Source organism: Virgibacillus halodenitrificans JCM 12304, assembly GCF_001310895.1.
GTDB lineage: Bacteria > Bacillota > Bacilli > Bacillales > Amphibacillaceae > Virgibacillus_Q > Virgibacillus_Q halodenitrificans.
The window spans coordinates 1-21,896 of record NZ_BAZS01000034.1 but is presented as its reverse complement, the minus strand read 5'-3'; the positions used below and the strand labels follow the sequence as shown (position 1 = coordinate 21,896).

At 37.1% G+C, this 21,896-nt stretch carries 16 protein-coding genes and 1 pseudogene; 11 read left to right on the top strand and 6 right to left on the bottom strand.

All coding sequences use genetic code 11. From position 1 onward, the window contains the following. Positions 1–12 precede the first annotated feature (12 nt). Positions 13–432 carry a hypothetical protein gene (locus JCM12304_RS20430; protein ID WP_369813177.1) on the top strand — a complete coding sequence of 140 codons (420 nt, stop codon included), beginning with the start codon at positions 13–15 and terminating at the stop codon, positions 430–432. Beyond that, positions 425–997 carry a cytochrome c oxidase subunit 3 gene (locus JCM12304_RS15520; protein ID WP_060681391.1) on the top strand — a complete coding sequence of 191 codons (573 nt, stop codon included), beginning with the start codon at positions 425–427 and terminating at the stop codon, positions 995–997. Before JCM12304_RS20430 ends, JCM12304_RS15520 begins: the two co-directional genes overlap by 8 nt. 585 nt (positions 998–1,582) lie before the next feature. Here the strand turns inward: JCM12304_RS15520 and JCM12304_RS15515 are convergent. The 5 genes from JCM12304_RS15515 to JCM12304_RS15495 form a co-directional block, all read right to left on the bottom strand. Beyond that, complete coding sequence (locus JCM12304_RS15515) at positions 1,583–2,335, bottom strand: SDR family NAD(P)-dependent oxidoreductase (protein ID WP_060681389.1); 753 nt, start codon at positions 2,333–2,335, stop codon at positions 1,583–1,585. Between the two features lie 133 nt (positions 2,336–2,468). After that, the gene (locus tag JCM12304_RS15510; protein ID WP_231478628.1) at positions 2,469–3,515 is read right to left on the bottom strand and encodes a tellurite resistance/C4-dicarboxylate transporter family protein; all 1,047 of its coding nucleotides are present in this window, start codon (positions 3,513–3,515) and stop codon (positions 2,469–2,471) included. Positions 3,516–3,790: 275 nt separating this feature from the next. Then, entirely contained in the window at positions 3,791–6,883 is a 3,093-nt protein-coding gene (locus tag JCM12304_RS15505) for an AAA family ATPase (RefSeq protein ID WP_060681385.1), read from the bottom strand. 22 nt (positions 6,884–6,905) lie between these two features. Beyond that, entirely contained in the window at positions 6,906–8,090 is a 1,185-nt protein-coding gene (locus JCM12304_RS15500) for an exonuclease SbcCD subunit D (RefSeq protein WP_060681384.1), read from the bottom strand. Positions 8,091–8,439: 349 nt separating this feature from the next. Further along, complete coding sequence (locus JCM12304_RS15495; protein WP_060681382.1) at positions 8,440–9,117, bottom strand: HAD family hydrolase; 678 nt, start codon at positions 9,115–9,117, stop codon at positions 8,440–8,442. A 183-nt stretch (positions 9,118–9,300) separates the two neighbouring features. On the opposite strand from JCM12304_RS15495, the gene JCM12304_RS15490 reads away from it, so the two are divergent. From JCM12304_RS15490 to JCM12304_RS15450, 9 genes are all read left to right on the top strand, one after another. Beyond that, positions 9,301–11,091 carry a cation:proton antiporter gene (locus tag JCM12304_RS15490; protein ID WP_060681379.1) on the top strand — a complete coding sequence of 597 codons (1,791 nt, stop codon included), beginning with the start codon at positions 9,301–9,303 and terminating at the stop codon, positions 11,089–11,091. 721 nt (positions 11,092–11,812) lie between these two features. Continuing rightward, on the top strand, positions 11,813–12,961 hold the full coding sequence (locus JCM12304_RS15485) for an AI-2E family transporter (protein WP_060681377.1): 1,149 nt from the start codon (positions 11,813–11,815) through the stop codon (positions 12,959–12,961). A gap of 197 nt (positions 12,962–13,158) precedes the next feature. Beyond that, positions 13,159–13,590, top strand: a complete 432-nt coding sequence (locus JCM12304_RS15480) for a MarR family winged helix-turn-helix transcriptional regulator (RefSeq protein WP_060681375.1) — start codon at positions 13,159–13,161, stop codon at positions 13,588–13,590. Further along, positions 13,587–14,792: an MFS transporter gene (locus JCM12304_RS15475; RefSeq protein ID WP_060681373.1), complete on the top strand. Its 1,206-nt coding sequence runs from the start codon at positions 13,587–13,589 to the stop codon at positions 14,790–14,792. Before JCM12304_RS15480 ends, JCM12304_RS15475 begins: the two co-directional genes overlap by 4 nt. Before the next feature lie 239 nt (positions 14,793–15,031). Next, complete coding sequence (gene pdxK / locus JCM12304_RS15470; protein WP_019376882.1) at positions 15,032–15,832, top strand: pyridoxine/pyridoxal/pyridoxamine kinase; 801 nt, start codon at positions 15,032–15,034, stop codon at positions 15,830–15,832. A 170-nt stretch (positions 15,833–16,002) separates the two neighbouring features. After that, positions 16,003–16,644, top strand: a complete 642-nt coding sequence (locus JCM12304_RS15465) for an ABC transporter ATP-binding protein (RefSeq protein ID WP_019376881.1) — start codon at positions 16,003–16,005, stop codon at positions 16,642–16,644. Between the two features lie 67 nt (positions 16,645–16,711). Next, positions 16,712–17,470: an ABC transporter permease gene (locus tag JCM12304_RS15460; RefSeq protein WP_369813176.1), complete on the top strand. Its 759-nt coding sequence runs from the start codon at positions 16,712–16,714 to the stop codon at positions 17,468–17,470. A 243-nt stretch (positions 17,471–17,713) separates the two neighbouring features. Continuing rightward, positions 17,714–18,991 (top strand): MFS transporter, encoded by a 1,278-nt coding sequence (locus JCM12304_RS15455; protein ID WP_060681371.1) that lies wholly within the window; start codon positions 17,714–17,716, stop codon positions 18,989–18,991. Between the two features lie 276 nt (positions 18,992–19,267). Further along, on the top strand, positions 19,268–20,533 hold the full coding sequence (locus tag JCM12304_RS15450) for an MFS transporter (protein ID WP_060681369.1): 1,266 nt from the start codon (positions 19,268–19,270) through the stop codon (positions 20,531–20,533). Positions 20,534–20,575: 42 nt separating this feature from the next. Here the strand turns inward: JCM12304_RS15450 and JCM12304_RS15445 are convergent. After that, positions 20,576–21,611 (bottom strand): annotated as a pseudogene (locus JCM12304_RS15445) (lactonase family protein). Positions 21,612–21,896 lie beyond the last annotated feature (285 nt).

Here is a 21,896-nt window from a genome sequence, read left to right as displayed (position 1 = left end):
GGTGCATTTACCATGGGAATTAGCATGCTATTTTTCTTTTATAATTTATATAAAACTCATAGAAAAGGTGAAAAAGTTGGCAACGATCCATGGGGTGGACGAACATTAGAATGGACGGTAGCTTCCCCTTCTCCGGAGCAGACTTTTTCACCCATGCCGGTTGTGGAAGAAATGGATCCTTTTTGGTATGCAAAGTTGCGTAACGAAAGAATAAAAACAACAAAAGAACATAGAGCCAGCCCTATTTCAAGAAATTCCATACTTCCTTTTCTTATGACAATCACTTTAGGTTTAATGTCTTTTTGTATGATTTATAAATGGTACGTACCAGCAATTATATTTGGAGCAGGCGTATTCACCTTCTTTATTATCAGGGCATTTCACGATGAGAGAGCAAAGCATTACGGAAAGGAGCAGACAGAAGATGAATAATTACGAAGCTACCCTTTTCAAGGATAAGCAAATTGGTTTCTTCATATACCTTTTTGTAGAAGCAATTATGTTTCTCACCCTGTTTGCAACCTATCTGGTATTCACTCCTTCTTCTGAGGGGCCACATCCCTCTAAAGTATTTGAGGCTAAAAGTGTGATCATTTCTTCCATTTTCTTGTTATCAAGTAGTGGAACATTATGGTTAGCCGAACGGGGGCTTAAGGATAGACAACTTAAAAAGCTGTTACCATGGTTGGGAATTACTCTATTATTCGGTATGATTTTTTTAGGATTGGAAATTCGTGAGTTTTCTAAATACGTCGGTGAAGGATATACATTAAGTACAAGCTCCTTTCTCAGTTCTTATTACGTACTTGTCGGATTACATGCCAGTCACGTAGCCTTCGGTTGTGCTTGGATGACTATTCTATTTATTCAACTCAAACGTGCTATACCATATTCTCTTTATATGGAAAAATTTAAAATCTTTTCCTACTACTGGCATTTTGTAGATGTGATCTGGGTGTTTATTATCCTTATCGTATATGTGAGGTATTTAATATAGTGGCTTTATAAAGATTCTATTGTAAAGGTTGCGGTGCAAATGTTATCTCGTATATTCAAAGTAGGAGTAAACTGCGACGTAACTTTATTGATGAAAAGCTCAGTAAAATATTTGAGGTGAAGTGCCCCATTGATTTGCGTTTCAGGCGGGCACTTTCCACCGGCATGGCCTCAGCCGCTTCCTCCGCTACGCTCCGTCCAGGGTCTTCGCCTCATGCTATTCCGGCAGGAGGCGCCGCATCCCACTCCAATCAATTCGTGCATAGCATATTCTGGATCTATGTGAACGCAATTTTTCTTCGTAGATATAAATGTACATAGTAGCGAAGGGGAAATATGGAGACTCCTGCGGGAGGAGAGGCCTCGATGAGACCCCGGAACGCGTAGCGTGAGGAGGCTCATCAGCCGCCCGCGGAAAGCGCAATGTTTCCCCGTAGCGGTGATTTACGCAGCCTCTATATTCTTAGTTACGTCGCAGTTTATATATTACGCGAATTATTCGAGACCTCCAGCATATATTTTAGAAGCATTAAAAAAGCATCAAAAAACTGCCGGGCATATGTTTGCCGGCAGTTTTCTATTTTCATTATTTAGCTGTGTATCCGCCTTCGATTGGTAATTCAATACCTGTTACAAATTTTGCTTCATCTGAAGCCAAGTACAATACGCCATAAGCTACATCATCTGGATCACCAAGGTCTGGAAGTGGTGTTACAGAATGAGCCCAGTTACTCATTTGCTCATCTTGGAACATTTTTTCTGTCATTGGAGTGATAATGATACCAGGGTGTACAGAATTAACACGGATTCTATCTTTTGCATAATCAACTGCTGCAGCTTTGGAAAGCATTCTTACTGCACCTTTAGAAGCAGTATAAGGGCTTGCGCCGCCACCACCAGTTAAACCTGAAGTGGAAGAGATATTAACAATGCTTCCTCCACCATTTTTTTGCATAACTGGGACAACATGCTTCATACCAAGGAATGTACCAGTAAGATTGATGTTCATAATTTTATCCCACTCTGCTACAGTAGTTTCATGCATTGGTTTTTGAATAGTAATACCTGCATTGTTGACAAGTACGTCAATTTTCCCAAATTCTGATACAGCTTTTTCAACTGTTTCCTTCCAACCATCTTCACTGGAAACATCGTGGAAAAATCCAATTGCTTCTCCACCATTACTTTTAATTTCTTCAAGTACTTCTTTTACTTTGTCTTCTTGTACGTCAGTTACAACAACTTTTGCACCTTCTTTTGCAAAAAGTAATGCTTCTGATTTACCTTGGCCGCCACCTGCACCAGTTACTATAGCTACTTTATTATCTAATCTACCCATTAAAAACACTCCTTTAATACTGAAATAAACAATTCTATTATATTTTATCACTAAACTATTTAACGGTAAATTATTATGTCTTTATGGTTAATCCAAGTTATTTTTGCCTATTATATATTTCTTAATCATACATTTATAAATAAATTTCCCCTTTCCATTCCATCCATAAACGTCGAAACAGACCTATAAAACCAAATAACCACGCAGCTATAGCAATATAAAACATGACATGGGGTACAAACATGAGAAATTCTACTTCTACTGCTTTTGAAAATTGATATGTACTTGTCATGTACATAGCCAAAGGAAACGCCATCCCCCAATATTGTGGCTCATAGCTGATGGGATGTTGATTAATAACGTGTCGCCAGATCATTAATATAAACAATAATGGAATCCACCATGTGCCTGTAATCCAGAAGAACAATGTAAAACCTTTTAGGAATGGAGTAATCTGATTAAGCAGTTGCCAAAGTTCCGCATGAAGGATCAGTGTGGATCCGGCTAAAGTAGTTATAGCAACAGCCCCCATGTTGATCCAGTAAGGTGGTGTCAAAGCTTCAAATTTAAATTTCACAAAAGTAAAACGGTAAAAAATCAGTGTAATTATATTCAGATATAACATACAGCCGAGAAAATACATAGCTAATGTGAAAAATAATACTGCCTCCCGTGCTTGTCCGTTCATATAAGGGGATAACAATGTCCCTAAAATAGACACAGACTGAGTAGCAACAGACGCAATCAGCCACGCTCCATTTATCCCTTCCTCTATGGTCGGCTTCTCTTTTCGTATTGTGACAGCTGTAAAAAAAGTATACATAATAATAACCCAAAGAATGATGGCAAAAACCCATAATGCTTGAGACATCAGATGACTATGACCCACAATAATTAATTGACTTCCGTAAACAGAAGTACCTGCCACGAGAGTAAAGAAGCCTGGGCCCTTCATATGATGTGTTACGTCATGAATTATATTTTGGAAGTAAAAAAGAATCCGAATAATTGTCAACACCCATAATACACAATATGCTACCGTATTAATGACTAATAATATAGTTGAAAAAAGCGAATATCCCAGCATGTAGGAACCAATGGATAAAGCTCCAGTTGCCATGACTAATGCAAAATACCCTGGAAAAAGATACTTTGCTTTTTTCGTAATAAACGAAATCACCACACACCCTCCCCTCATCTAAATTAAATTCTACTACTAGATTAACACATATAAGTAATCAATAAGGGAGATCAGTGCATACTGACCTCCCTTCTAACTTACTTTTACTTTGGTGGACGATTTTGTTTGTATTTCTTATCATCCTTCATATCATTCAACTCTTGTTTACTCTTATTTTTCTTCTTTTTATTTTTATCACTCATCATCACAACCTCCTTTAATCATAGGTTGCTTCATTTCTGTAAAAAAATGAATGTGAGTTATGAAATGCACGATTATTTTAAAACAAAAGCCGTTTCACTTGAGCCTTCCTTTGTTTTTTTCACTTCTAATATTGCAGGGAAAATAGCTTTAAGTTCTTGGACATGAGAAATAACTCCGATCATTCTACCTGATTGTTGTAAATCAACTAACGTATCTATTGCCTTATTAAGTGATTCCTCATCCAATGTGCCAAATCCTTCATCAATAAACATCGTGTCAATCTTAATATTTCCTTGAAAACTCTGAATTACATCTGACATTCCCAACGCAAGACATAGGGAAGCATTGAACTTTTCTCCCCCGGATAAAGTCTTTACATCTCTTGTTTGGCCGGTGTAGGCATCATGCACATCAAGAGCTAATCCGCTTTGCCTTCCGTGCGATTCCTGCCGATCACTTCGAATAAGTTGAAATTGTCCATTGGATAATCTCCGCAAACGATGATTCGCAACATCTATAATTTGTTCAAGGTACTCAATTTGCAAGTATCGCTCAAACGATATCTTACGATCATTTTGTCCACGCACAATATTAAACAAGTCAGAAACTGTGCGCAGTTGTTGATCTATTTTGCGAACCTGCTCATTTGCTTTTAATATATTATCTTTAAGCTGTTGAGCTTCCTTAAACCATTCTCTTGATTGTTGTACTGCTTTAAGTGCTGTTTCATAAGCGTTTTTAAGTTCCTGAAGTTGAGTTTCCAGCAAAGAAAGATTCAATTGTTTTTTGTCTTTTAATGCAGTTTTTAATTCATCTACCCGAAATTGTAGGGTTACTCGTTTCTGATTGTATTCTTCGATCTCTTGCTTTGCTTCTTCACGAGCAATATCCGACATCTTCGCCTCTTCATACGCTTTTGTGTTCATAAAACCTGCTTGGTCAAGCGCATTGTTCCATTCACGTTCAGCGTCTAGCTGTTTTCTTTTTGTCTCTTCAAGTTGATTTGTAGCATGAATTAAATCCGTGTTTACCTTTGTCTGCTCTTCTTTTGACTTCTGAAGCTCTCGCTGAACCTTTTCCCACACTTCTTCCATTTCCTCTTTCTTTTTAGTGGTCTCGGTAATAGCTTGTTTTAGTTCAAAAAGCTGCCGAATTTGTTCAGGAATTTTACCAATGCGCTCCCGATAAACTGCATAAGTAGTATTATACTTCTCATTTAATTCTTGGTATTGTTTCTCCAGTTTTTCTTCCTGTACAGTTACCTGTTCAATATGCTGCTCCATTTCTTCCAACTCTTTTTTGAGTTGTGCAACTTTTTCTGTCGCAGCTTCCAAATTTGTAATATCTTTTTTTAGCTGGCGGCCTTGCTGCAAAATAGTAGTCTTTGCTTCTTCAGCCTCATTTACTGGGATGTTAATCTCAGATAATTCTACAGCTCTCTTTTCATACTGTGCTTTTACCGCTTTCCAATCTGCAACACTATTGCGGTAAATATCATCTGTTTTTTCTAGTTCCTTGCGAGCCTGCTCTAATTCCTCTTTCGTTACACTAGCTTCCTCACCAACTGCTTTGTTTGGATGGTGCTCACTTCCGCAAACGGGACAGGCTCCACCTTCATGGAGATGGCTTGCAAGTATGCTTGCTTGACCGTTCAACCACGTATTTTCTATGTTCTCATATTTTTCCTTTATTAAATTATAATTAGCTTGCTTTTGTTGAACTTCCTTTTCCAATTTAGCCTGTTTATTTTTCGTATCAATAAACTCTTCAACTAATTTATATTGATTCAACATTTCATTGCGTTGATTGTTCTTTTTTACTAACTCGTTTGGGGATTGATCTAACACCTTTATCTCATTTTTGTAAGAATCACGTCTATTTTTGTAATTCTTAAGTGTAGCAGTCAATTCTTTAAGTCTTTCGGCTATCTGTTTTCCATCTTGTTTTTGTTGCTGTAATAATTGCTTTGTTTTATCTATTTCTTCTACAATTGGCAAAAACTCATATAACTGATCAAGTTTTTTACGAAGCGCCTCCCGTTCCTCTTGCTTCTTTTCTTCCTTTTGAAAAGAAGCAAGAGATTCATCTACTTTTTTAGCAGCAATTTGTTTTTCTTTTTGAACTTGGTGCAGTGTTTGTTCTTTCTGTTGATAATCTTTCTTTAAATCAACACGTTGCTTCTCATATGGATAAATTTGTGTAGCCCGTTCAGCTTGTTGAAGTTTATTTTCTTTTTCTTTATATTGAGGAGCTTTTTCCTGCAATTCTTTTAGCTGTGCTTCTTTATCTGAAAGCTCTTCCCACTGCTTATTAATTGCCTCCGCGCGGGAAAATTCTACTTGTTTTTGTGCATGTAGCTTGTACGCTTGTTCATATGTTTCCTCATCTTGTTTAATCCGTTCCTCATAAAACTCAATTTCTTTCTCTAAACCTGATACAACTTGATTCTCATTAAAATGCTCTTCACTCAACACCTGATACAGTTGTGCATCTTCTCGAAAAGGGAGCGTAGCACTAATATGCTGAATATATGTATCCCTGGTTTGTAATGCTTTATTATATGCTTCCTCTACTTTGCTTTTTCGTATACGTAAACGTTCATTGATATGTTGATATGTTTGTGTTTTAAAAAGTCTTCTTAAAATCTCTTCCTTATTTTCAGTTTGCGACGTCAATAGCTTTCGAAACTCTCCCTGCGGAAGCATAACTATTTGCTTGAACTGATCCTGAGTGAGCCCAATTAACATCTCTATCTTCTTATCTATTTCTGAGACAATTTGCCTGTCTACACATGGAATCTCTCGTCCTTCCACTTGTTCATAAAATTCAAATCGATCTCCTGTTTTGGATTTATTTCCTCTTTTAATATGACCAAGCTGCCGGAGCACTCGATAATAACGACCCTTTAATTCAAATAGTAGTTCAACCGCAGTGTGTGTATCATCCTCTGCAAAATCACTACGCAACATCAATGTATTTTCCCGGTCTTGTCCACTTGCACTTCCGTATAAAGCAAAACAAATTGCATCAAAAATTGTTGTCTTTCCTGCTCCAGTATTTCCGGAAATAACAAATAAACGATTATCTGCTAATTCGTTAAAATCAACAATCTCCGTTCTCTTATACGGACCAAATGCGGTCATCTTTAGTTTTAATGGCCTCATAACAAATCCCCCCTAATAGAATTTACTTGGTAATAAATTCTTTTCTTTCAGCTGTTGTTTCATTTTCTTCTTTTAACAGCTCATCAAGAACTTCTTTAAAAATTGCTTCTGTCTCTTCCCCAACCTCTATCCCTTTAACTTCTTTGTAAAATGCTCTGAATAGCTCTAAGTCACTCATTTGCGTCCGTTCTGTATTTTCATTCAGTTCTTCAGCCGGGGAAAGCAAATAGTTTTTACGTTCAACATGCATCGCATTTGGATACACCGAACGGATTTTTTCCATTGGTGAAAGCACAGGAGTCTCATCCATGAGCCGAACAAACACATAATCATTACTGACTGGCAGCAAGAGAAGCTCTTCCAACTTTCCTTCTATTGTGCGCATATCTCTTCTAGGTGAAAGCAGGCGTTTTTCTACTTCAACCTCACCATTTCCATTCATCTCCACAATATGAAAGCCTTTTTTATGATTTTCCTCAGAAATAGAATATTTTAGAGGTGAACCAGCATATCGAATTGTCTTACTCGATACGAAGTGCGCCTGGTGCAAGTGGCCAAGTGCAGTGTAATGAAAATCTGTAAAATGCTTGGCGTCAACATACTCAGAGCCACCAATAGACAATGGCCGTTCTGAATCACTTGTGTTTTCTTCTTCTTCGCCATATGGAGTAATAAATGCATGACCTACAAAAACATGACGTGCTTCCATATTCATCGTAGAGGTAACTTGCTGTGTAATTTTCTCCATTGCATCATTATGGGTGCGTATGTTGTCATCTTGAAACGAATTCCTCACTACACTTGGATCACAATATGGAATTAAATGAAAATGCACTTCGCCATGCTCGTCGTGTAATACAACGGGCTTAGGTTCGCTTGTGAAATTCCCAACAATATGACAGCCGTTGTCTCGCATGATCTTACTGCCAAAATTTAATCGACTGGGACTATCATGGTTTCCAGCAATCGCTAAAATCGGTGTCTTTAATTTTAAAACAATTGTATCTAGCACTTCATCCAACAGATGTACTGCCTCTGTTGGAGGGACAGCTCTATCATATAGATCTCCTGCAATAATGACTGCATCCGGCTTTTCTTCTTCCACCGCTTTTATAAATTGCTGTAAAATATAGTCTTGATCCTCTGTCATATAAATACCTTGAACTAGCTTACCCAAATGCCAATCTGCAGTGTGAAAAAATTTCATATACATCCCCCTCTTATTTTATTGACTACTTATATTTGCTTATTAAAAGATTCATAGTTTTTTTCTATTGTAACATGCAAGGTTCTTATTTAAGTTGTGGTTGTACTAGGAGATTAAAGGGAAGTGTAGCCTCTAGTTAGATGGTGAAAAAAAGTGGAAAATCAGCCGATCCAGGAGAGACCGGCTCAGACTGTTAATTATATTTCTAGCATAAACAATTCCATTCTGGAAGTAAACTTGACAATTATTCAAATGGTTGACAATATGATTAAGGAAATTGTTCTTTTCGCTTAAGAGAAATTTAAAATTATATCTTTTAGATAGGTTAAAATCTACATTTCCGCTATTTTTAAAATAATGGCCAAGCATTATTAACAGCTACTTGTTTCATTGCTGGAGTTGGATTTACAACTACAGGGTAGTCAGCGAGCTGAAATAACGGGATGTCTGTCTCGCTATCGGCGTATGCCCATATTTCATTAAGCTCTTCATTAGAAATATGGCCTTCTTTCTTTGCACGCATAATCCATTTTTTTACTTCTGTTACTTTTCCTTCTCCATTTACTATGTTACCTAGTTCACCCGTACAAACACCATTTGGATAATAGGCCAGCGTTGTGCTTATAATATGAATATTCTTAAGATCAACTTCCTTTACGAATGCCTCCAAAAATGGCTGTAGGGCGCCAGACAATAAGATAATGGTATCTCCATTACTTTGATGCTCCTTGATTCGGTCAATAAGTTCTGTATGTACTTCCGTTTTACCCAAATCTACCAGCTTTTCAAAAAAGGTATCCATTTCCTGCTTTGTCTTTCCTCTAAATCCCTTTGCAAATGCTTTAAAAAATTCTTTTTTAAAAGCGTTTTTTCCATTTATTATGCCCGATATACCAGCTTTACCCAATCCACCTATCACAGGGATCCATTCCTTACTTGTGTATTCCTTTTTAGCAATTTGAAACATAATTTTAAAGGAATCTCCCTTGTAAAGGGTCCCATCGAAATCTACAGTTACAATAGCCATGATACACCTCTCCTCTATTTGTTTTACCTGTATCTTCAGTTTAACACATTTACATTAAAGTCTCCCTTTCTCCACTTATAGCTAGCAGTTCATTATATTAGTAAACAACTGCCTCTTTTGCTTCGACAGGAAATAGAAATATTGATAAACTGTTTTATATTACGTATGAACGAAGGTGATCTCATGGAAGAGATAGTTTTAGTAAGTATGGTAGTAATCCTTGTGCTGGGGATATTCTCTCAATGGCTTGCGTGGAGAATTCAATGGCCGTCAATTGTGATTATGTCGATTACTGGTCTGTTAATTGGCCCTATATTTGGATTGATGAACCCTCAGGAAGCACTTGGTGATTTGTATAGTCCCCTTATATCACTCGCTGTTGCTATTGTACTTTTTGAAGGCAGCTCCAGCTTGGATATTAGAGAGATAAAAGGAATATCTAAATCTGTTTTCCGTATCGTAACCCTGGGAGCTTTCCTTGCTTGGGTCGGAGGCGCACTCGCAGCACATATGATAGCTGGATTAAGTTTGGAAATATCCTTTATTATTGGTGGTTTGTTTGTAGTTACTGGCCCCACGGTAATTATACCTCTCCTACGTAATGCAAAATTAAAACCACGAACAGCTGCAGTATTGAAATGGGAAGGAATTATCGTAGATCCTTTTGGTCCATTACTCGCACTATTCGCTTATGAGGTAATAAAAGTACTTACTACACCTGAATTGCATCTCGATTATTTACTTAAATTTTTCTTTAGTGCCTTAGTAGCTATTGTTTTTGGTTATATTATAGGAATGCTTGTAAGTATATTGGTGAGTAAAGGGTATTTACCTGAGTACTTAAAATCCCCGATTATACTTGCTTTTGTACTTCTCTGTTTCACTCTGGCAGAGGTAGTCATGCACGAAACAGGCATGCTTGCCGTAACAGTGATGGGGTTAACTATGGCTCGTACAAAACGTTATGTTTCAGCAATTGGGAATGTCAGTCATTTTGTTGAAAACATATCGGTTCTCTTAACTTCTACCATTTTCATTTTGCTAACAGCTTCTCTTTCCAGAGAAACAATTGCAGAAGTGTTTACCTTACCAATCATCGGATTTGTTCTTGTCATGCTATTTATAGTAAGACCTGCATCGATATGGATTTCCACAATTGGTACAGAGCTCACAAAGCCGGAAAAAACCTTAATCGGATGGGTTGCGCCACGTGGTATTGTAGCATTAACAGTTTCCGGTTATTTTGCTGCAATATTAATTGAAGAGGGCCATGAAGGTGCGTCTATGCTTACGGCACTGACCTTTGCACTTGTATTTATAACGGTTTGTGCGCACGGTTTTACACTAGGGCCTTTAGCAAAGGCATTAAAACTTGGCAATACGGAAGCTCCAGGGGTTTTAATTGTAGGAGCAAGCAGCTTCTCGATTGCCTTTGCAGAATATTTAAGAAAACTGGACATTCCTGTATTGATTAGTGATTCCTCTGGCGGAAGGCTGCGTGGAGCAGTTGAAAAGGGAATTCCAACATACCAAGGGCAAATTCTTGCAGAACATACACAATATGATGTTGACTTAACACCATATGAAACAATTCTTTCTATGACAGGTGACGTCTCATACAATGCACTTGTCAGTCAATCGTATGCACCTGAATTTGGGTACAATAATACGTTTTCTCTTCCAGCAGGGAGTTTCAAACGAATTAATCAAGGTAATGTATCCCATTCAGCAAAGGCCCATATATTATTTGCGGAAGAGGCTATTTTTACCGAGCTAAACCGCAAGATCAACACTGGTTATACAATACAGGAGATAGCCATTACCGAAAAAAATAAAATAACAAAGGATCATATCCCTCAAGATGTAATCCCTTTGTTTATTATTAAAGAAAACAAGAATATCCAATTTATCACCTTAAAAAAGAAACTGGTTTTAGATGAAGGAGATCAGCTTGTAGTGTTAAAGAAAGGATAATAATGAGCCGTTGGGGGATACATAAAAATTTCCCCAACGGCTTTTTAGCTCTTTTATAGATTCAAAAATATATTAAGGCCTTCTAATAATTCATAAAATAGATAAAATGCGAAATAACTTGTTGTGGATGGAGTAATTAATTTTACAGAGTAAGCACCCATTGATTTGCGTTTCAGGCGGACGCCTTCCACTCCAATCAATTTGTATGAGCTTTAAAGTCTCAAATGCGAAGTGGGCTTTTCACTTGCTTCTTGACGATGTAAAGCGACCTTTTTACACCTAATACTAAATTAATTTATTGCTAAAAAGTAACCCTTAGCGAAGGGGAAATATGGGAAAGCGGAATATTTCCCCGTAGCGGTGATTTACGCAGCCTCTATATTCCTATTTAGTTCGCACTTTACTCCTACTGTGTAGTAAATGTATTATTTTTTTATCCCACAACATTTGAGATAAAATCTAATATTTATGTTTAGCTCATATGTCTCCAGGAAATATAAAGGAGAGACCTAAGAGAAGGTTTGCAAATTATCAATTACTTATCTGGAGTTTTCGCTACCTATCTAATTATTACCTACCCCATATGTAACCATGATATAGTTATTATAAGAGTTGGAGCAACATAATTTTCAACCACGTTCAAACACTGTCCTAGCAGTGATAAACCTAGCGGGACCGTGATAACTCGATTTTATATTAAACAATAATAAAGGAGAGTCACATGAAATCATTTTTTAACACTCGCTTTATAAAATTTCTTGGTGGCAGAGACTTACTGTTTGGATTACTGATCCTTTTCTTGCTGGGTATAACAATTTATATTTATGATAAAGTTTCGTTTATTTTCCACCCATTACTTGTTATTATTTCAACTCTGGCAGCCCCAATTATTTTAGCATTAATTGCATACTATTTAGTGAAACCGATTATCCATTTACTAGAGAAATTACGCATAAATCGCTTGGGAGCCATTATTATTATTCTGCTTGGAGTGAGTGGACTACTAACAGGTATCATTCTCTTAACTGCACCTGCTATACAATCACAAATTAAGGAATTAGCCGTGGAGCTACCCAAGTATTTAAAGGAAATGGGCAATGGAATAAAGTCTTGGATTTCACACTCCTTTCTCGCTCCATACTACGATGATGCGTACCAGTGGGTAACAACAAACCTCAGTGAGTTGCCAAGCAAGATCAGTAACTACTTTGGTGGTGCAATGGAAGGAATTCGTAATGTAGCAAGCACAATAACACAGGTAGTAATTGCGATTATCACTTTTCCTTTTGTTCTATTTTTCTTATTAAAAGATGGAGAACGCTTTAAGCAACATACTTTGAAGTTGCTGCCTCCTCAATTTAGAAACGATGCAAATCAAATTTTAATAAATATGGACAGACAAGTGGGAACATATATTCAAGGTCAAATCATAGTGGCATCCTGTATTGGTGTTTTATTGTTTATAGGTTACTTGATCATCGGGCTTCCTTACGCGATTACACTGGCAATTATCGCAGCTGTTACGAGTGTCGTCCCATATTTAGGGCCTATGATTGCAATATCTCCGGCAATTATCATCGCGATCGTCGATTCCCCTTTTATGCTTGTCAAAATGATCATTGTTTGGGCAGCTGTTCAATTTTTCGAAGGGCATTTTATAACACCAAACGTAATGGGTAGAAACATGCACATTCATCCACTTACCATCATTTTGATCCTTTTGGTAGCTGGAAATTTATTTGGATTAATCGGAGTAATACTTGGTATTCCGGGCTATGCAATACTTAAAGTTTTTGTTGTCCACATGTTCCAGAAGCTTAAAGGAAGACATAATGAATACTATGGAGATAAATATGGATTATATAAATAACGCCTAATAGGTGCTGTGTAAGTGTAAAAGTCGATTTCATTCGAATTTTGTATGTTCGAATGGAATCGACTTTTTTAATTTTTATAAACACTACTTTGTTATCAACCTTTGTAATAAAACTATAGAAATAAATAAGCTAGTATGATAGGATAGTTAAATCACTTATTTACCTAGGTAAGTAATTAAGGAGTGTAAATATGAGCAGCTTAGATAATTGGGAAATTATCCACTTATTTAACCAGCGGTATCGCCATTTAAATAAGGAAATGAATTACCGTCTACAGGAACATAACCTTTATTCATCTCAATGGTCTGTTATTTTCTGTCTTAACCGTTTTGGGCCAATGACTCAAACTGAAATCTGGAAATACCTTCATACAGAAGCTCCCACAATTACACGGACCGTTTCACGTATGGAGAAAAATGGCTGGCTAATTCGAAAACCTGGTAAAGATAAAAGAGAACGCGTCATTGAATTAACAGAAAAAGCTAGAACCGAATATTCGGCTTTACGCCAAACAATGGATCAATTTGATCACGATATGCTTGCTTTATTATCAGAGCAGGAAAAGAAACAACTTTACTTTTTATTAAAAAAAATGACAAACACAGGAGCATCGAAAGAATGAACAACCAACCTAAGATTTGGACAAAAAGCTTTATAAGTATTTCACTAACACAATTTTTAGTATTTATTGCGTTTTATTTACTACTTACTACCCTACCAATTTATGTTATTAATAATTTAGATGGTTCAGAGGCTGAGGGTGGTCTGATTGTTACCGTTATGTTGATCGCCGCAATTATTGTGCGGCCATTCTCAGCAAATCTACTAGACAAAGTCGGTAAGAAAAAAGGATTGGTGGGAAGTGTTTCTATTTTTACCGCTACTACTTTTCTATACATCTGGGTAGACAGCCTTACACCGTTACTATATATCCGATTCTTTCACGGATTATCTTTTGGGGTAATAACCACCGCGACAGGAGCTATTGCAGCTGATATAATTCCTGCTTCCCGTAAAGGCGCAGGACTTGGATATTTTGCTATGGCAATGAACCTTGCAGTAGTAGTAGGTCCTTTTATCGGTCTATCTTTACTTCAGTTTGTGTCCTTCAAAACTGTTTTTATCATTTTAAGTATCATTATGGTAACAGGTGTGTTTTGTTCCATGCTTGTTCAAGTATCTCCAGGCACTGAAAATATGGATACTAAACCTGCTAAAAATTTTTCCATCCATCAACTAATTGAAGTAAAGGCGATACCAATTGCATTAATTAGCAGCATTGTATCACTATCTTATGCAAGTATTATTTCGTTTATCTCTGTATACGCTGATTCCCTCGGACTTGCTTCTGCCGCAAGTTTCTTCTTTCTTGTCTTTGCAGTAGTTATGATTCTTTCAAGACCTTCTTTTGGTAGGGCATTTGATACAAAGGGCCCGCGGGTTGTTATTATCCCCTGTCTTCTTATATTCGCAGTTGGGCTTATCGTGCTTAGTTTCACGCAAACAGCCTTATTGCTATTAGTTGCCGCTGGGTTAATCGGGTTGGGCTACGGTACATTGTTGCCAAGTTTTCAAACCATGTCCATTCAGACCGCCTCAGTAGCCCGAAGTGGTCATGCAACAGCTACTTTTTTTATGCTATATGACGCCGGTATTGCTTTAGGTTCTTTTATATGGGGAGCCGTAGTTGCAGGATTTGGCTTTAAAAACCTTTATTTGATATGTGCGGTTCTAGTCATTTTAACAGCTATTTTATTTAATTTTTATTATACAAAAGCTAATAAAAAACAAAATGTAGCTCGCAAGGCTGCAGGAGAAAATTAATTAACATAGCTAAGGTACGTTATGAACATCAGCCTTCGTTAATGCACAGTACCTCCGTATTTATTGTTAATTAAATGTTAAAGCCAGTATAAGGACTTAAAGGGATGTGTTCACTATCCTTGAAATGAATATAAAAGTAAACTAAAAATTTCAGTCTGTATTTCTTTTTTTCTCATTATTTTTATTATATCCTATTAACATAGTACGAATTATACTTACTTGTTAAGGGAGGCTTTCACATGACAATGAAAAAAACACTAACACTTGCTGGATCTGATTCTAGTGGTGGAGCAGGAATACAAGCAGACTTGAAAACATTCCAGGAACACGGGGTCTACGGCATGAACGCTTTGACTTCTATTGTAACAATGGACCCGGATAACAATTGGAGCCATGGAGTATATCCAATTGATGTAGAAATCGTGGAAAAGCAACTAAATACGATCTTATCCGTTGGCATAGATGCAATGAAAACGGGGATGCTTGGATCTGTAGAGATTATCGAGCTAGGCGCCAGGAAAATAGATGAACATAAATTGGAAAATGTGGTAATTGACCCCGTTATGGTTTGTAAAGGGGAAGATGAGGTATTACAGCCGGAGAACACAGATGCAATGCGGGAGCTACTTCTCCCTCGTGCTGATATTATTACTCCGAACTTATTTGAAGCTGGTCAATTAGCTCGTACAGGTCCAATTAAAACAATGGACGGAATGAAAGATGCTGCAGTGAAAATTTATGAACTAGGCGCGAAAAATGTTGTCATAAAAGGTGGAAAAGCTTTGGAACATGATAAAGCTATTGACCTTTTTTATGACGGGAAAGATTTCAGTTGGTTAGAAAATGAGAAAATTGACACCCTTTACAACCATGGAGCTGGCTGTACGTTTGCAGCAGCTATTACATCTAATCTTGCACTTGGAAAGTCTGTAAAAGAATCTGTTGAGACAGCAAAAGATTTTGTGTATGAAGCTATTAAACATGGTTGGAAGCTTAATGAATATGTGGGTCCTGTTAAGCACGGTGCTTATAATCAATAAAAAAAGCGTAGAATAAAAGACTTGGCATGAATTCGTGCCAAGCTTTTTTTATTGTATTCATTCCATTCATCTCATAACAGTTTGTTAAATACAAGATTAAAATCCTACCCTTGGGGTATAGAATAAGATGTATTCTGTTTTTGTGTGAAAATTGAAAGGAGATAAGCAACTTGTTTGAAATAGTAGACGTAGAAGTAGCCTCCATTTTCGGAATGAACCATGTAAAAATCGAAGAACAAGTGACAGGTATTGTCGGTCAGAGTGGTAGTGGAAAATCTACCTTTCTCAGGTTACTGAATAACCTTGATACACCATCAAAAGGTAACATTTATTATAACGATAGATCATTGGTTGATATAGATCCGATAAAGCTTCGCCAAAAAGTCGTAATGGTACCTCAAACACCGGTTATTTTTGATGGAACCATATATGATAATTTGGTAATTGGCCATGAATTCTGTGGCCAAAGAAGTCCTCAAGAGAAAGAATTGCAGGAAATGCTACAAATGCTGCAGTTAGACAAAGATCTATATATAAATGCAAGCGAACTGTCTGGAGGAGAGAAACAACGCTTAGCCCTTGGAAGGGTATTGTTAATGGATACTGCTGAAGTATATTTACTTGATGAACCCTCCTCTGCTCTAGACGATAAAACAGCTGAGCATGTATTAGGAAAGGTAATCGACTTTTCAAAGAATCATGATAAGCAGCTTATTATGGTAACCCATGATCAAGATTTAGCAAAGAAGTATGCAGATAAGTTAATTAAAATGGACATGTACAGTTACAATGTGGAAGGAGAAAAAGTATGAATAATAGTGAGGCAATGGACTTAGTTTTTTGGCAGGTTGTTTCCGCTATTTATTTATCCTCGTCGTCTTGGCAATTGTACATATAAAGAAAATTCCACGTAAAAAATTAATTATTATCTCAACTCTAAGGATGACATTGCAATTAATTCTTGTAGGCTATATCCTCATCTATATCTTTGATCATCCCCACCCATTACTTACAGTAGGAATTATTTTATTCATGTTAGGCTTTGCTATTTTTAATGTTTATCAGCGTACAAAAGCAACCATTCAGCTTCCCTTAAAAAAAATGATAGCATTGGCTATGGTGATTGGTATTAGTATTAGTTTAACCTACATGATGCTAATAGTTCTTCAATTAGACCCTTGGTATGATCCGCGAATTTTTATACCTATTGGTGGCATGATTATAGGAAAGACAATGACTGGTGTAGCTCTTGGTGTTAATAATTTAATTCATGGAATGCGAGATCAAAAGGATAAAGTGGAAGGTGCTTTGATGCTTGGTGCTTCACCAAAACAAGCTGCTAAATCTATTATTAACGAGGCATTTGATTCTGCTATGCTACCGACGATTAACGCAATGGTCGGTATGGGAATTGTCTTTCTTCCAGGCATGATGACAGGGCAAATTATTGCAGGTCAACAACCCGTTACCGCAGTGAAATACCAAATTGCTGTTATGCTTGGTGTGGCAGGTACTGTATCTATTACGGTATTAATTTTCCTTCATCTAGCCTATAAATCTTTTTTTAATGAACAAAAACAGTTTTTGCTATCTAAACGAAACCCTTCTAAAGGAGATAAGCCGGTAGAGTTTCATTAAGGAAATTTAGGTTTATAGTTAGAGAATGCTCACTACTTTTATAACAAAATTCACATTTCCCGATTGACAAATTTCTACATTTATTCTCAAATTTAAATTGACAGGCTGTCATTATTTATGTATGATCTAGAAGTTCTTGACGTAAGGAATTAATTCTGCTACATCAATCCATTAAACAATAATAAATAGCATGTAGCTGAGGGAATTCAGAAAAATAATTAGAAGAACTTCGGGGGTAGAAAGATGGGGAAAAAGAAAGGTTTGTTTCATTATTCTTGGTGGGTATTAATTGGGCTCTGCATTGTTGTTGGATTAGGTAAAGGAGCACTTAATGGTTCAGCCGGATTGTATTTAAGCCCTGTTGCCAAAGATCTGGATATAGGTATGGGAAATCTGACTCTTTACTTAAGTGTGGCTGCTGTTATTACAATGGTATTTCTACCTATTGGTGGAAAATTAATGGCAAAGTATGATACGAGAGCTGTTTTAGTCACAGCGATTCTTCTTCAAGCAGGCGCTTTCGTTGCATTTGGCTTCATGAGCTCCATATGGGGCTGGTATATATTTGCAATCCCATTAGCAGTTGGTGGCGTTTTTACCACTGTAATTGTGGGCCCAGTGCTAATCAATCAATGGTTTAAGAAAAAAAATGGCCTGGCACTAGGAATTCTAGGTGCATCAGGGGGCGCTCTTGGCGCTCTTGCTCAACCGGCCGTAGGGAATATGATAGCGGACCAAGGGTGGCGATTTGCTTATATCGCTTTAGGCGGGGCCGTAATAATAATTTCCATACCAGTTATCGTCCTATTATTCAGGAAATCACCACAAGCTATTGGTATTTCTCCATATGGTGCTAAAGAAGTCTTAGCAAATGAAAATAAAGAGGGGTCACCTATAGAAGAATTAACAGAAACAGGAGTTTCTATGGCCGACGCAAAAAAATCTTCTGCTTTTTATGCACTTGCTATCTTCTTCTTTCTTGTGACATCAATTGCAAGTTTTACTGTGCATATCCCAACATATATTATTAATCAGGGATATAGTGTGACTTTTGCAGGTAATGTTATGGGTGGTTATATGCTTGGAGTACTGTTTGGTGCTCTAGCGATTGGTTTTTTCGTTGATAAAATCGGTTCAAAGAAAACAGCTATTTCTGCAATGCTTTTGGGTATGGTGGCTGTCGCTATCTTAACCTTTATTACTGGTAATGCTGTATTAGTAACAATCGCTGTGATTCTATTTGGATTTGTTGCTTCTAATGCCATTAGTACAATGGCCCCAGCGCTTACTACAAGTTTATTTGGAAGTAAGAATTATAGTGAGATTTATTCTACGGCGTCTTTAGGATTAGCCGTTGCATCCATTATTGCTCTACCATTATATGGCTATATCTTTGACTTTTTAGGAAGCTATACCCCTGTTTTAATTGGAATAATTGCTATGATGGGAATCAATATATTACTAATTCTATTTGCATTTAAAGGTACGGAAAAATTAAAGAAAGCTGGGTTGTGGAACTAACTGCACTTTTGGCACAAAGTAAATCTTTGTGCTTTTTTAATTTTAATTGACATATTTCGACAATTGTCCTTAAAATATCTTGACATTGCGCCTACTTTTTAATATCATCGAGAAGCAAAATAGTTTAATGTTAAAATATAATCCGTTAAACTATACAGTCCTAAACAATAATAAATAATTTTCTTACACAGTTTATTTTCATAGATAAGAATAATAAATTTGGTTCGGGGCATTGTGGAGAAGAAGATTTTCATTTTAGAGAAAGCAGGGGTTTATATGAGTAAGTCAAAAAGTAAATTTCATTATGCATGGCTAATACTAATTGGTCTTTGTGTTATGGTTGGTTTAGGTAAAGGTGCACTAAACAACTCAGCCGGATTGTATCTGCCTCCGGTAGCTAAAGATTTGGATATAGGAATGGGAAGCTTAACATTATATCTAAGTATTTCCTCTATCGTCACACTAATCTTCCTGCCTATTGGTGGTAAAATGATGGCGAAATATAATACTCGAATGCTACTAACTATCGCTATTATACTTCAAGCTGGTGCCTTTGCGGCCTTTGGTTTGATGCGATCAGTATGGGGCTGGTACATTTTATCCATACCATTAGCAGTAGGTGGTGTATTTATTACTGTTATTGCAGGCCCAGTATTAATCAATCAGTGGTTTAAAAAGAGTAATGGACTTGCGCTTGGTATTATGGGGGCTGCCGGTGGTGCAGTAGGTGCTATTGCCCAACCAGTTGTTGGTGGTTTGATCGCTAATCAAGGTTGGAGCAGTGCATATATATATGTTGGTCTTGCAGTTATTGTAGTGGTAGTACCTATTATTTTATTAATCTTAAGAAACTCACCAAAGGAAAAAGGTTTACTTCCATATGGTGCAGCTTCTACTAGTGCTGAAGGCAACCCATCGAATGAAGAAATAGAAGATAAGGGAGTAACTATGGCTGTAGCAAAGAAATCATCTGCTTTTTATGCATTGGCAGTGTTCTTCTTCCTTATTACAGCAATTGCCAGCTTCTCTATTCATATTCCAACATACCTTACCAACCAAGGGTACAGCGTTACTTTTGCAGGTAATATCATGGGGATTTACATGATTGGTGTGTTAGTCGGTGCATTGGTATTAGGATTCCTTAGTGATAAGCTAGGGGCAAAAAACACATCCCTTTTTGCTATGGTACTTGGAATCATTTCGGTGATCATGTTCTTATTCTTTGCAGAAAGCACATTAATCATCGGTATTGCCGCTGTTATCCTTGGATTTATGGCTTCTTCCATTGGTACCTTGGCTCCGACACTAACTACTGCATTATTCGGAAATAAGGAATACAGTCAGATTTATGCAACTGCTTCGTTAGGATTAGCAGTAGCCTCTATCGTAGCATTGCCTGTATATGGATACGTTTATGATTTCACTGGAAGTTATACTACTGTGTTATATGCTATTATCGGTATGTTTATTGTAAATATAATAGCTATTATTATTGCCTTTAATGGTAAGAAAAAACTTGAAGATCAAGGTCTCTGGAAGTAAAAGAAAGACTGCATGTGGATTGCTCCATATGCAGTCTTTTTTTTAAGCTAGAAACTTTACACACACTACTTCAGGTACATCAATTTGCGAATTAGTCTTCTCTAATCTTCCTGTTTGTATATCTCTCTTAAATAGCACAATATTTCCTGAATGCTGATTGGACACCACGAGGTAATTTTCACAAGGACTCAAAACGAAATCGCGCGGCCATTCTCCTTCAGATGGAACGATTTCGATAAGTGAAAGCTCTTTTGTTTTTGGATCTATTTGAAAAACTGCTACACTATTATGTCCTCTGTTCCCTGTATAAAGAAACTGACCATCTGTAGTGACATGAATGGCACTTGCATCATTTGTTCCTTTAAAGTCACCAGGTATCGCTTTAATAGATTGCTTTACTGAAAATGTCCCTGTGGTTGAATCATAGTCAAGTACAAGAACCTCTGAGCTAAGCTCTGTCAATAGAAAAGCATGCTTACCGTCTGGATGAAAGGTGAGATGACGTGGGCCGCTTCCAGGGTTCACTTTCAACGTGGATACATGCTCTAGCCCTTCTTCACTCGACTGGTAAGTTACCAATTCATCTGTGCCAAGGTCAGCAACAACAATATAGTTACCTTCCGGTGTATAACCAGTAAAATGGACGTGTGGCTTTTCTTGTCGATCATGTGGACCGCTTCCTTCATGTTTTCTGAACACCCCTTGCTCCAGCTCTCCTGCTTCATTAACAGCATGTAATCCTACTGTACCTTTATGGTAATTACCTGTGACAAGGGCATCTTTACCAAAATCCACATGACATGGTGGTGCTCCTTCCACAAGCTGTCCATTTATTTCATTTAAATTGCCTGTTTCCCTATTAATCACATAACCGCGTACACCGCCCATCTCATTATCTTGTGCAACGGAATAAAGCCTATTTTCCTCTGGATCTATCGTTAAATAGGTTGGACTTCCCACGTTAGCTGCGAGTTCAACTTCACGTAATTCACCTGTTTCTGTATCCAGTGAAAATCTGTAAATACTCACTTGTCTTACGGGTGTATGTACCTGCATAACCAAAAACTGTTTTTCCCAATTATATTGACATCCTTTCATTAGTGATATTCTTCTGTTGAGTATAGCATTGATTTCTAATGACAGCATCTTGTATGTTTAGGGACCAGGTATTCTTTTCAGAAATATCATTATCTACCAATTATAAATACTAAACAAAACTACTTGTCTCATCTCGGCAATGGAAAATTTTCTAATATGTAATGCCACGTCATAAACGTAACTTCTACATTCTATTTTCGTATTTGGAGGAAACTGCGACGTAACTTTATTGATGAAAAGCTCAGTAAAATATTTGAGGGGAAGT